The organism is Streptococcus fryi (assembly GCF_053206505.1).
Genome location: NZ_JBRUGW010000047.1, coordinates 1 through 12477, shown reverse-complemented (window position 1 = coordinate 12477; position 12477 = coordinate 1). Strand labels below are relative to the sequence as shown.

The window sequence follows — 12477 nt, the reverse complement described above, 5'->3', positions numbered from 1 at the left end:
GTTCTCTCCTTTTTGATGTTCAAGGCAATCAAAATCCTTCTTTTAAAGTTGTCATCTTTCGGAATCCAAAGGCATTTCGTTTAATGACTTTGATGAGGTTGTTTGTCGCCTCAAGTTTGGCATTTGAGTAAGGTAGCTCTAAAGCATTGATAATCTTGTCCTTGTCTTTCAAAAAGGTCTTAAAGACCGTCTGAAAGATAGGATTGACCTTTGGCAGAGTCTCGTGTATCAGGTCAAAGAAATGCTCGGGCTGTTTTTCTATAGGTCATATGGGACTTTTTGGTACTAGAAAGGCCATGTAATCTTAAGAGTGGAATTACCCACAACAGACATTATAGACCCTAATAGAGAGGAGCAATTGTCATCTACTTGCTCCTCTTTTACTATTCTCCTAGGTATTAAATTCTTGCCCTTTCATTTTGATTTGGTATAATACTAATTAGTAATAATGAAAAGGAGAGTTTTAATGGGACTTTTAATTGACGGCGTTTGGCATGATCAATGGTACGATACTAAATCTACAGGAGGTAAGTTTGTCCGTACTGTTACACAATTCCGTAACTGGATTACAAAAGACGGTGAAGCAGGGCCAACAGGTGAAGGTGGCTATAAAGCTGAATCAGGACGTTACCACCTTTACATCAGCTTAGCCTGTCCGTGGGCGAGCCGTACTTTGATTATGCGTAAGCTCAAAAATCTTGAGGAGCATATTTCAGTTTCGATTGTGAACCCATTTATGTTGGAGCACGGTTGGACATTTGAAGATTATCCTGGAGTGATTAAGGATCCGCTTTTTGACAGCCAGTATCTTCACCAAGTTTATACCAAAGCTAATCCGACCTACACTGGACGTGTGACAGTGCCTGTCCTTTGGGACAAGAAAACAAATACCATGGTTAGTAACGAATCAGCAGAAATCATGCGCATGTTTAATACAGCTTTTAACGATATTACAGGTAATACAGATGATTACTATCCAGAGCATCTCCAAGCTGAAATTGATGAGATGAATGAATTTGTCTATCCAAATATCAACAATGGTGTTTATAAAGCTGGTTTCTCAACAAGCCAAGAGGTTTATGAGGAAGAAGTAAAAGCTCTTTTTGCCGCTCTTGATAAGCTAGAAGCTCATTTTGCAGAACATGATTATCTTGTAGGTGATCAGTTGACAGAAGCAGACTTGCGTTTGTTTACAACCTTGGTACGTTTTGACCCAGTTTATTTTGGTCATTTCAAATGTAATATCAAACAGTTAGTTGATTATCCAAATCTATGGGCTTATACTAAAAAGCTATATCATCATAAGGGCATTTCTGAAACAGTTAATTTTGACCACATCAAGACTCACTACTATGGTAGTCATAAGACAATCAACCCAACTGGAATTGTACCGGTTGGACCAGATATTGATTGGTCGCTCTAAGAAGCTTTATATGTAACAGAACAATAGTATTTAAGTGATTCAGACCTTGCTTCCATTAGCACTGAGATGGATTTTCTCATGAGTTAATGTAATCATGATTGATTAATATATGAGATGACTGCTAGTTCAAAAACATTTCAAAAAGGTTTTAATCAACTTATCCAACATTTTATGAGGGAGTGACAAAGTCGTTTGTTAAGACATTACGATTTGTCTCCCTCTCTTTTTGTGCTATGACGAGGACTTAATTGTTTATCTTACTTTATCAAGTCGTATGGTATAATGATTTTAGTAAATGGCTCAACTATTTAGGAGTAAGAATGGCAAATTTTGTATTTCAGCAAGTGATTTGCTCAAGAGAATTTCTTGAAAAGTTTTTTATTGACTATTATCCAATTCATAAGGATGGCTGTATGGAGAGACCCTATATTAGCTTCAATAAGATAGTTGGGGTAACTAGTTTAAATGAATACAAGGAGAAGTATGGTGAGTACATCTATTACGGCTATGGCTTTTCTTATATGGACTTGGCAGATGGTAGGGTAGCTCTGAAATTTGCGACAACATGGAACTATCCAATAGCAGCAATTCATCGGTCTTTGACGTTAGACCAGTCTATTGAATGGTATGCTGTTGAAGAAAATAATCTTTATGTATCTAGATTTTATTGGGAACAAGGTGTCCAAGAAAGGATAGCATTGCTTGGAGATGATTTTTATCTTTGGTCTGAAGCCCAGCAGTTAATCGAAGATGAGCTTTCTGATGAAGATCATCTTTTATGGTATTTCCTGAAGGATCATCAAGTGTCTTGGATTCCGTGGACGGATGACTTAAATTTACCGAGATATTTTAAAGTTTAGTCAGGAGAAAGTTATGTGGACAAAAAGGCGTGCTTATGTGACAGAATCGAAACAGTTACAAGATTATTTGGAAAAAGAAGGTGGATTTCATGACTTTATTATTGGTTCCTTTTCTTTTGATAGTCAATTGCATACATTAGAGATGACGATTGAGGAAGACGACATCTTATCCGATGTTTCAAATGCACTAGCTTTGGTTTGGAATTTGTCTTGTCAGGGAGTTAGTCATTTTGTGATGGATAGCATGGATGGTTTGTCTAAGTGGTGGCTCAGTGAATTGGTATTTGATGGAGAAACTTTTCAAGTGCAATTGGTCAATGGCTACTTTTCATTTAAAGCAAGTTCTTTTTCCTTAGGGATTCCTCATAGAACTGCTACTAATTTTGGTGTAGAGATTTCAAGACTTCAACTTGACTATCTCTTACAAGAAATAAAAGCAAGAAAAATAAGAGATGAGATTACTTTTGCTTTTGAGAGTGATAGTGATGAGGTGCTTAGATTAATTGGTATTTCTGACGATGTAGAAGAACCCTATTGGGTGGAGTTGTCTGACAGTCCAGATAGTAAACGATTTAAAGAAATTGACGAGCTTTTTAAGGATAAGATTTATGATGGAAAATCCTTGAAGGAGCGATGGTCTGAGGTCATTATTTATGGCATTGATGGTCAATCACTTGATGACTGGTTAACTTTTGCTGAGCATTCTGTGGATCCGCATGTCTTTGAATCAGAAGAAGATTATGCGCTATTTATTAATGGCGTTGAACTCGATGGTTTCATTGATGAAGATAGTTATTGCAAGATTTGTAGTGCAAATCAGTGTTATTTGGATGACTACGATGAGTATTTCTGTCCTTTCTGTAACCAGTGGTTGTACGACGATTGGTGGGACAATGAAGACATCCATTATTTCAAAAAACGTCCCTTGGAGCCTGCCTTGCTCTGGAAACCTAACAAAGAACTACGTTTTTGCCAAGTTGTTTATCATCAGAATGGCAAACCCTATACCTATTACTGCCCAGATGAGTCAATTGGTGAAGGTGATTGGGTTTCTGTCCCAGTTGGAAAAAAGAAGCTTGAAAAAGAAGCACAGGTCATCAACGTGTTTCAAAGTCAAGCCAATAAACCACCATTTCCTTTGAACAAAATAAAATCAGTTTCTAAAAAATTACCTAGCATGACGCAAGACGTGGAAGAAACCGTTAATGAATTAACCCAAAACGGTTTGATTTGTGATTTATCGAAAGAAAAATTACCTGCGGATTCTTCTGTTGCTTATGATTTATTGAAAACGCCAGTCGGACATTTTTGGTTGGAATTAAATCAACAACCCATTAAAATGTTTGTTAAAACAAATTATCCTGCTGATGATAGTAAGTATTTTGTTGAAGCTTCTTATTTTATTAAGCCCCATCAGACAGATTTTGTAGATTTTAAGCAACTTTGTCTCTGTACGGACATAGACTTTAGAAGTGCAAGACTGATTGATAACCTAGGAGGTGAACATCAAGATGGCTATAACTGGCAAGTGAAGGAATATGATATTGGTTTAGTTTCTCATCCCTACTCCTATATGGAAGATGAGGTCTCTGAGACTTCAGTTGGTCTGCCAATCTATGTTGAATGGTATGAAGACTATAAGCATCTCTACGGATTTACGGTCGCTTGGAAATACTATAGTTCAGATGAAGACCTGTCGGTTTGGTATAATGTCTAAATTTGATTTGACCTATCATTTTATATAGGTCTTTTTAAAATATTCTTAGTAATTTCTGCATACCTCGATATAATTATATTGTAGATTTCTAGAAAGGAGGTAAACTACTATGGTAAGAAGGAATACTAGAAAGACAACTCGTCAGCAAGAACGAATTCGTGAAGCCTTTGAGAACGAACGTGTTGTTGAGATTATTCCAGCTAAAAGTGAATATACTAATGTAAAGACGAAAAAACTGCGTGTGGCAGCCTATTGTCGTGTTAGTACTTTTGATGAATCACAGTCTGGGAGCTTTGAACTTCAAAAGCAGACTTATAGTGATAAAATCAATAATAACCCAGAATGGGAGTTGGCTGGAATATATGCTGATCAGGGTGCTTCTGGAACAACCATCAAAAAGCGTGGACAATTCTTGCAGATGCTTGAAGATTGTAGATCAGGTAATATCGACTTGATAATCGTCAAGAGCGTTAGTCGGTTTGCTCGTAATCAACTAGACTTCATAGGCATTTACCGTGAGTTGAAGGCGTTACCTAATCCTGTTGGTATCTATATAGAAGATATTAATCTCAATACACTGGATACCAAGAGTGAATTTATCTTAGGTGTTATGTCTATTGTAGCTCAAGGCGAGAGTGAACAAAAGAGCGCCTCAATAACATGGTCTGTTATCGAAAGATTCAAACGTGGAATAGCAATTATTCCTACACATAACTTGTTGGGTTATACCAAAGATCAATATGGTCGCATTATCATTGATGACTCCTATATTGATGGGATGTCAGCACGAGAGATTGCTGAAACATTGATGAAAAACAGGATACCTACGGTTACTGGACTGGACACTTGGTCAAACTTAGCTATTTACAGTATACTCAAAAACGAGAAGTACAAGGGTGAAATTATCATGCAGAAGACTTTTACCGTTGATTGTTTTAGTCATAAGTCACGTAAAAATAATGGTGAGAAACCCAAATACCGACTAAAAAATGGCATTCCCTCAATCATACCAGATTCTAGGTGGGAGTTAGTGCAGCAATTACTTAAACAGCCAAGAAGAAAATCGAAATCTACAACAAAAGTAAATGCACCTAAACTCTACATCAAGAAAATCAAGTCTGGTATATTGAGGGATTTTATTGTGCTTGATTCAAGTTGGAAGCCTAAAGACATTCAAGAAGTTTTCAAATAAGAAAGAGGAACTAATATGCGTTTTAAAGATTTTAACTTAGAAGTAGTAACAGTTGATCGCTCAAGATTTGAATTCAGTATAACGGTTAACAAAAATTTTATAACTTTTAGTAAGGGAATTGTCCAAGAGCTAGGTTATCCTTCTCATGTTATAATTGCTTTTAACAAAGAAACAAAGGTAATGGGGATTCAGGTTTGTAGACCTAAAACTCGAGGTTCTTTTACTTTCTCAAAACCTGAAAGTGAACAGAAACGTACTGTTCAAATGATGAACAAGAATCTTCGTGAAACTCTATTTTATATTATGGATGAGTGGAGTAAGTCAAAGCGTTATAAAATTGAAGGTATACATATTCAAGAGGATAAGGCCTTTGTCTTTGAACTCACTAAATTTGAGGAGTTAGCAGACTTCAAGAAGAATGGTAAATAAATGTAAGTCAGCTTACTCATAATTGATATTGGTAGGGACGCAGTTTCTGTGTTCCTACTATTTTCTATATTACTGTAAGTGTTTTCGTGGTATAATGATTTCAATGAGGTGATTCTATGAATAACAAAATTACTAAAGTTCGCCCACAGTATCCGCTAGGTGAGGAGCCTAATTTGTGTGTGCCTGTGAAATACAATGAATACCAGAGATTTTTGCTTGGTCGAGTAGGTTCAAACCCATTAGTTGCAGTTTGTATGAACCCATCAGCAGCCAATGAGGAGTATAGTGATAGGACTATCAATAGAATAATCAACTCTAGTAAGAAATTAGGGTATGATGGTTGGGTTGTAACTAATGTGTATCCTGAACGAGCTACTAATGCCTCTGATTTGGATGACTTTAACCCAGAGCTTTCTAAAGAAAATGTCCAGCTAATTATGGAGTTTTTACTTGATAACGGTATCAACGAAGTTTGGGGTGCTTGGGGCAATCTAGGACAACCTTCCTTAGTGAAAGGCAGGGATCAACTTTTAGCATCATTTAGCAAGAATAATATTCGTGTGTATTCTTTCGCACCTCTAACTAAGTCGGGGCAACCAGTTCACCCTTTAAATCGAAGTGTAAAACAAAATATCTCAGAAGCTGGTAAGCTGTATTTAGATTTTTAGACTATATCGATTGAGCGTGTAAAGGAGAGACAATGCTACCAATTGACTATAAACCAAGTCATAGTGAAGTTGAGAAATACCTATCTAAGTGGGATTCATTGGAAAATTATGTTCTTCAAGAAAATGCGTTAGATAAATTATTCTTCACTACCTATCCTAACAATGTTGATATTGATGATATTCTTATAAAGGTCTCGGCACTAAATGATTTTTACAGTACCAATATTTTTAACGTCTTTCCAGTTGCAAAGCATATCTTAAGTCTCAATATTGATGAAGCTATTAAAAATGCTGACGAGTCAATTGTAAATAAGATGGCTTTGGTTAATATGAATGGTAAGATGAGAAACTTCTATTCATTCTCAACTAAATACTGCAGTCACCATTTTCCGAATGACTATCCTATCTATGATACTTACGTGGAGAAAGTACTGGTTGCACTTAACAAAAGAGATAAGTTTTCTAAATTTAGAAAAGTGGACCTAAAGGATTTCTCCATTTTTAAATCAATTGTCATTGATTTTCGGTCATTTTATGGCTTGAATGACTATAACCTTAAAGATATTGATAGGTATATTTGGCAATTGGGAAAGGAGTACTTTCCCAATAAGTACTAAAATAACTATAGTTACTAGGAGGTAACTGTGAAAGAAACTTTAGAAAAACAATTAGGGTCTGCCTTTAAATTCATGGTAAAGCTCCCATTGAAGAATTCAGATTTTATTGATGACCTATATTCAGCTTTTGGTTGTGAGTGCCGTGATGGTTGGTATGACTTGATTTACAATTTATGTGATGAAATTAGTGGTCTCTACTTGAAATACGAAATTGAACCGAACATCACCGTCAATCAGGTCAAAGAAAAATTTGGCACACTTAGATTTTATTATAGTATCCCATCTGATACGGATATCAATCTTGTAAATGAGATAGAAGAGGTTGTCGACAAGTATTATAGGATGTCTGAAGTAACTTGCGAAGTATGTGGTCAGCAAGGAAAACTGAGACAAGATACAGTAAGATGGGAAGTTTTGTGCGATAGCTGCTTTATGAAGTAATCAATGTCTTCAAGGAAGAAATGATTTGCATCCCTTTTGACTTCTTGCACCCCTAGAAAGGAATTTTGATTTTTGTATTATAAATATCTTCTCTTTGACCTTGATCACACCCTTCTAGATTTTGATACGGCGGAGGATTTAGCCTTAACTGCTTTATTAGAAGAACATGGCGTTGATGATATCAAGTCTTTTAAGGACTATTACAAGCCAATGAATAAACAGTTATGGCGTGATTTGGAGCTTGGCACATTGACTAAATCTGAATTGGTCAATACCCGTTTTTCAAAGTTATTTGCTCATTTCGGAATTGAGATGGACGGTGTTTATTTGGCAGAACGTTATCAAACTCATTTGTCTTTACAAGGACAGAGTTATGACGGTGCCTATGCCTTGCTAGATAGTGTTACGAAGCAGGGGTATCAGGTTTACGCTGCAACCAATGGTATCGAAACTATTCAGAGAAGTCGTATAGCCAGATCAGGTTTAGAAACATTTTTCACTCAGGTATTTATATCAGAAGAAATTGGTATACCAAAACCAAACGCTGCTTTTTTTAACCATATCGCAGACCAAATAGTGAATTTTAGCTATGATAAGGCTCTAATGATTGGTGACAGTTTGACAGCGGATGTTAAGGGAGGTAATAATGTAGGGCTAGATACAGTTTGGTATAACCCTAGTGGGCTAGATAATCACACCACTGCTATACCGACCTATACGGTTCAATCCTACAGTGACCTTTTGGCCTTATTAAAGTGAAATTGACCTAAAAAATCACCTTAAGGTGATTTTTTGCTATACTATAACTATGAATGAACTGATAAAACATAAATTAACATTATTACCAGATAGTCCTGGTTGTTATCTGCATAAGGATAAATCAGGCCAAATCATTTATGTCGGCAAAGCCAAAAATCTGAAAAATCGTGTCCGTTCTTATTTTAGAGGAAGTCATGATACCAAGACAGAGATGTTGGTATCTGAAATTGCGGATTTTGAATTTATCGTCACAGAGTCAAATATTGAAGCCTTGTTGCTTGAAATCAATTTGATTCAAGAAAATATGCCTAAGTACAATATCAAACTCAAAGATGATAAAGCCTATCCTTTTATCAAAATCACAAATGAATCTTATCCCCGTCTTGTTATCACACGTCAGGTTAAAAAAGATGGTGCTCTTTATTTTGGTCCTTATCCTGACACAACAGCAGCAAACGATATTAAAAAACTTCTGGATCGGATTTTTCCTTTTAGAAAGTGCCATAATAAGCCAGAGGAAGTGTGTTTCTACTACCATATTGGACAATGTGCGGCACACACCATTTGTCAAGTAGACCATGCTTTTTTTAAGCAGATGGCGGAGGATGTTAAGCAGTTTTTAAATGGTAAAGATGATAAGATTGTTAATGATATCAAAGCTAAAATGCAAGTCATGTCTAATCAACTTGAGTTTGAACGAGCAGCAGAATACCGAGATTTATTAACAGCTATTTCAACGCTACGGACCAAGCAACGTGTGATGAGTCATGACCTCATGGATCGCGACATCTTTGGCTATTATGTTGAAAAAGGCTGGATGTGTGTTCAGGTTTTCTTTGTTCGACAAGGTAAGTTGATCCAACGTGCTGTTAACCTTTTTCCTTATTATAATGATCCTGAGGATGACTTTTTGACTTTTCTAGGACAATTTTATCAAGAAACTGACCATCTTATCCCCAAAGAAATTTTTATCCCTAGTGAAATTGATGAGGAATTAGTAGCAGCTTTAGTCCCTTCTAAGATTATAAAACCTCAAAAAGGCGAGAAAAAACAGTTGGTTAACCTCGCGACCAAGAATGCTCGTGTTAGTTTGCAACAAAAATTTGATTTGCTCGACAAAGACCTTCAAAAGACACGAGGTGCCATTGAAAATCTTGGAAAACTTCTTAACATTCCGATACCATTAAGGATAGAAGCCTTTGATAACTCGAATATTATGGGGACAAGTCCCGTATCTGCTATGGTTGTTTTTGAGAATGGCAAGCCAAATAAAAAGGAATATCGAAAGTATAAAATAAAAACAGTTGAGGGGCCAGACGACTACGCATCAATGAGAGAGGTGATCTATCGTCGTTATAGCCGTGTGAAGCGTGAGGGTTTACCAAGACCAGATTTGATTATCATTGACGGAGGTCAAGGTCAGGTTAAGGTAGCAAAAGATGTGCTAGAAAAAGAACTGGGAATGACCATACCGGTTGCTGGTTTACAAAAAAATGATAAGCACCAGACTCATGAGCTTTTGTTTGGGCAACCCCTTCAAGTTATTGACCTTCCTAGGAATTCTCAGGAATTCTTTCTCCTACATCGTATTCAAGATGAAGTCCATCGTTTTGCGATTACATTTCATCGTCAGGTTCGCAGTAAAAATGCCTTTTCGTCTCAATTGGACGGTATTGAGGGACTGGGGCCAAAACGAAAACAACTGCTCCTGTCTACTTATAAGAATATGACTAAATTAAAAGAAGCTTCTATCGAGGACCTTCATCAGTTAGGTCTACCTCGCAAGGTAGCAGAACAAGTCTTGGTATCATTACATCAAACCGATAAGGAACAGAAATAGTGTCCTTGCTATTAGAGTAAGGTAGAAGTCTCAATGTGAACGGGTTGGTCACTAAAAAATCTTGTCTTTTTAATTACTAAAGCAGACAAAGGTACGACATATAGTTTTTATATCATCTATCATTGGAAAACGATAGATGACACAGTGAATACCTCAGTCTACTGACTGCAGATAGACTCAAATCAGATAGGTAGTCAAGTCGGATGGCATTATGGAATTCAATGATATTAAAATGAAATCTGAAAACCATTTTAAAAAGTGGTATAATAAAGATGATTATATTGAAATAAGAAAGGATAGCGATGAAATTTTTAGAACTTAATAAAAAAAGACATGCGATTAAGAATTTCAATGATAAATCTGTCGATATTAACGATATCCGAACAGCTATTGAAATCGCGACTTTAGCTCCGAGTGCTCATAACATGCAACCTTGGAAGTTCGTGATTGTTAACGAGAAGAAAGCAGAACTAGCTGAATCTATGTTTGGTGACAATCGTGATCAAGCCACTTCTGCTCAATATTTGATTGCCTTGTTTAGCGATACCGATTTATCAAAACGTGCTAGAAAGATAGCACGCATTGGTGTGCACGATTTACCAGCTGAGACTTTGGCTAAATTTGCTCAGACTTATCCTAAACAGTTTGAGCAAATGGCAGATGAGGTCAAAGGGGAGTATCTCGCTTTGAATGCTGGTATTGTTGCCATGAATTTGGTTTTGGCATTGACAGATCAGGGCATTGCCTCCAACATGATTCTAGGCTTTGATAAAGAGCAAGTCAATGAGATTTTAGCAATTGACGACAGGTTCAAACCGGAATTACTGTTTACTGTAGGCTATAGTGATGAGAAGGTTGAACCGAGTTATCGTTTGCCAGTTGATGAAATGATTGAAGTGAAATAAAAGGAGAATAAAATGACAGTTGATTTTAAAGCAGAAGTAGAAAAACGTCGTGACGATTTGATGGCTGATTTATTTAGCCTCTTAGCTGTGAAGTCTGAACGTGAAGATGATAAAGCAGATGCTGAGCATCCATTCGGTCCTGGTCCAGTACGTGCATTGGAGCATTTCTTAGCTATGGCTGAGCGTGATGGTTATCAGACACGTAATATTGACAATTATGCAGGTGATTTTGAATTTGGTGAAGGTGATGAAGTACTTGGTATCTTTGCCCATTTGGATGTTGTACCTGCTGGTTCGGGCTGGGATACTGACCCATACACGCCAGTGATTAAGGACGGACGCCTCTATGCTCGTGGGTCTTCTGATGATAAGGGGCCTACAATGGCTTGTTATTATGGCTTAAAAATAATCAAAGAACTTGGTTTACCAACGTCTAAGAAGGTTCGTTTCATTCTTGGAACAGATGAAGAATCTGGTTGGGCAGATATGGATTACTATTTTGCCCACAATGGTCTCAAAGATCCTGACTTTGGTTTCTCACCAGATGCCGAATTCCCAATTATCAACGGTGAAAAGGGTAATATTACTGAATACCTTCATTTCGCAGGTGACAATGCAGGTAGCGTAACTCTTCATCGTTTTACAGGCGGTTTGCGTGAAAATATGGTTCCTGAATCTGGGACTGCCTTGTTATCAGGGGTGGCATTAGCCGATGTTGAAGCAAAATTAGCGGCTTTCCTTGCAGAGCACACAGAGGTTACAGGTCAAGTGATGTCACAAGATGACAAGGTTGAGGTGACTATTTTTGGTAAATCAGCGCATGGGTCAACACCAGCAGAAGGCATCAATGGTGCGACTTACTTAGCTTTGTTCTTGTCAGATTTTGATATTGCAGGATCAGCCAAAGATTATATTGAAACGACAGCATTATTCCATCACGATTTCAAAGGTGAAAAAGCAGGAATTGCTTACAGAGATGAACGTATGGGCTCTCTCAGTATGAATGCAGGTGTCTTTAAGTTTGATACAACTCATGATGACAATACTATTGCTTTGAATATCCGTTACCCACAAGGAACAAGTCCAGAGCAATTGCAAGAGCAGTTGCGTCAGTTAGATAAGGTTGTTTCTGTGACAATTTCTGAACATGGTCACATTCCACACTACTGCCCAATTGAAGATCCAATGGTCCAAACTCTCCTATCTGTTTATGAAAAACACACAGGTGAAAAAGGCTATGAGCAAATTATCGGTGGTGGTACCTTTGGTCGTCTCTTGAAACGAGGGGTTGCTTATGGTGCAATGTTCCCTAACTATATCAATACCATGCATCAAGCCAATGAGTTCATTGATGTTGAAGACCTTTATAGAGCAGCAGCTATTTATGCTGAAGCTATTTACGAATTGATAAAGTAAGGAATCGGATGAAAAACCTTCACAACTAAAGCAAAAAACGAACATAACTTGAAGTCTGACAATCAGATTTAAGTGATGTTCGTTTTTTTGGCTCTTTGTCAACTGTAGTGGGTAGATGAAAAGCTAACATCTGGAGAGAATCAGATTGGTTCTCTCCTTTTTGATGTTCAAGGCAATCAAAATCCTTCTTTTAAAGTTGTCAAAGTTTCG

General features: G+C 37.1%; 12 protein-coding genes and 1 pseudogene. 12 read left to right on the top strand and 1 reads right to left on the bottom strand.

The features are described 5' to 3' along the window. Positions 1-259, bottom strand: a pseudogene (locus ACVRZH_RS09445) (transposase); the annotation flags it as partial. A gap of 207 nt (positions 260-466) precedes the next feature. Between ACVRZH_RS09445 and ACVRZH_RS09440 the strand changes: the two are divergent. From ACVRZH_RS09440 to pepV, 12 genes are all read left to right on the top strand, one after another. Continuing rightward, positions 467-1423: a glutathione S-transferase family protein gene (locus tag ACVRZH_RS09440; RefSeq protein WP_447455042.1), complete on the top strand. Its 957-nt coding sequence runs from the start codon at positions 467-469 to the stop codon at positions 1421-1423. 320 nt (positions 1424-1743) lie between these two features. Next, positions 1744-2283 (top strand): hypothetical protein, encoded by a 540-nt coding sequence (locus ACVRZH_RS09435; RefSeq protein WP_447455041.1) that lies wholly within the window; start codon positions 1744-1746, stop codon positions 2281-2283. 13 nt (positions 2284-2296) lie between these two features. Next, entirely contained in the window at positions 2297-4000 is a 1704-nt protein-coding gene (locus ACVRZH_RS09430; protein ID WP_447455040.1) for a hypothetical protein, read from the top strand. 109 nt (positions 4001-4109) lie between these two features. Next, complete coding sequence (locus ACVRZH_RS09425; RefSeq protein ID WP_447455039.1) at positions 4110-5192, top strand: recombinase family protein; 1083 nt, start codon at positions 4110-4112, stop codon at positions 5190-5192. Between the two features lie 15 nt (positions 5193-5207). Next, complete coding sequence (locus ACVRZH_RS09420) at positions 5208-5621, top strand: hypothetical protein (protein ID WP_447455038.1); 414 nt, start codon at positions 5208-5210, stop codon at positions 5619-5621. A 116-nt stretch (positions 5622-5737) separates the two neighbouring features. Beyond that, positions 5738-6289: a DUF1643 domain-containing protein gene (locus tag ACVRZH_RS09415; RefSeq protein ID WP_447455037.1), complete on the top strand. Its 552-nt coding sequence runs from the start codon at positions 5738-5740 to the stop codon at positions 6287-6289. Between the two features lie 32 nt (positions 6290-6321). Continuing rightward, the gene (gene dag1 / locus ACVRZH_RS09410) at positions 6322-6906 is read left to right on the top strand and encodes a Dag1 family anti-phage DNA glycosylase (RefSeq protein ID WP_447455036.1); all 585 of its coding nucleotides are present in this window, start codon (positions 6322-6324) and stop codon (positions 6904-6906) included. A gap of 27 nt (positions 6907-6933) precedes the next feature. Further along, positions 6934-7347, top strand: coding sequence for a hypothetical protein (locus ACVRZH_RS09405; protein WP_447455035.1), 414 nt, complete (start codon positions 6934-6936; stop codon positions 7345-7347). A gap of 72 nt (positions 7348-7419) precedes the next feature. Further along, positions 7420-8106: a pyrimidine 5'-nucleotidase PynA gene (pynA, locus tag ACVRZH_RS09400; RefSeq protein ID WP_447455034.1), complete on the top strand. Its 687-nt coding sequence runs from the start codon at positions 7420-7422 to the stop codon at positions 8104-8106. Positions 8107-8155: 49 nt separating this feature from the next. After that, positions 8156-9946, top strand: coding sequence for an excinuclease ABC subunit UvrC (gene uvrC / locus ACVRZH_RS09395; protein WP_447455033.1), 1791 nt, complete (start codon positions 8156-8158; stop codon positions 9944-9946). A gap of 302 nt (positions 9947-10248) precedes the next feature. Next, entirely contained in the window at positions 10249-10851 is a 603-nt protein-coding gene (locus ACVRZH_RS09390; protein WP_447455032.1) for a nitroreductase family protein, read from the top strand. 12 nt (positions 10852-10863) lie between these two features. Next, a complete protein-coding gene (gene pepV / locus ACVRZH_RS09385) occupies positions 10864-12267 on the top strand; it encodes a dipeptidase PepV (RefSeq protein WP_447455031.1) in 1404 nt (467 codons plus the stop codon). Positions 12268-12477 lie beyond the last annotated feature (210 nt).

Excerpts from the sequence above, each read along its gene's own strand:
- ACVRZH_RS09415 (WP_447455037.1), top strand. The coding sequence starts at position 5,738 with ATGAATAACAAAATTACTAAAGTTCGCCCACAGTATCCGCTAGGTGAG.
- pepV (WP_447455031.1), top strand. The coding sequence starts at position 10,864 with ATGACAGTTGATTTTAAAGCAGAAGTAGAAAAACGTCGTGACGATTTG.
- uvrC (WP_447455033.1), top strand. The coding sequence starts at position 8,156 with ATGAATGAACTGATAAAACATAAATTAACATTATTACCAGATAGTCCT.
- ACVRZH_RS09420 (WP_447455038.1), top strand. The coding sequence starts at position 5,208 with ATGCGTTTTAAAGATTTTAACTTAGAAGTAGTAACAGTTGATCGCTCA.
- dag1 (WP_447455036.1), top strand. The coding sequence starts at position 6,322 with ATGCTACCAATTGACTATAAACCAAGTCATAGTGAAGTTGAGAAATAC.
- ACVRZH_RS09430 (WP_447455040.1), top strand. The coding sequence starts at position 2,297 with ATGTGGACAAAAAGGCGTGCTTATGTGACAGAATCGAAACAGTTACAA.
- ACVRZH_RS09425 (WP_447455039.1), top strand. The coding sequence starts at position 4,110 with ATGGTAAGAAGGAATACTAGAAAGACAACTCGTCAGCAAGAACGAATT.
- ACVRZH_RS09390 (WP_447455032.1), top strand. The coding sequence starts at position 10,249 with ATGAAATTTTTAGAACTTAATAAAAAAAGACATGCGATTAAGAATTTC.
- ACVRZH_RS09435 (WP_447455041.1), top strand. The coding sequence starts at position 1,744 with ATGGCAAATTTTGTATTTCAGCAAGTGATTTGCTCAAGAGAATTTCTT.
- ACVRZH_RS09440 (WP_447455042.1), top strand. The coding sequence starts at position 467 with ATGGGACTTTTAATTGACGGCGTTTGGCATGATCAATGGTACGATACT.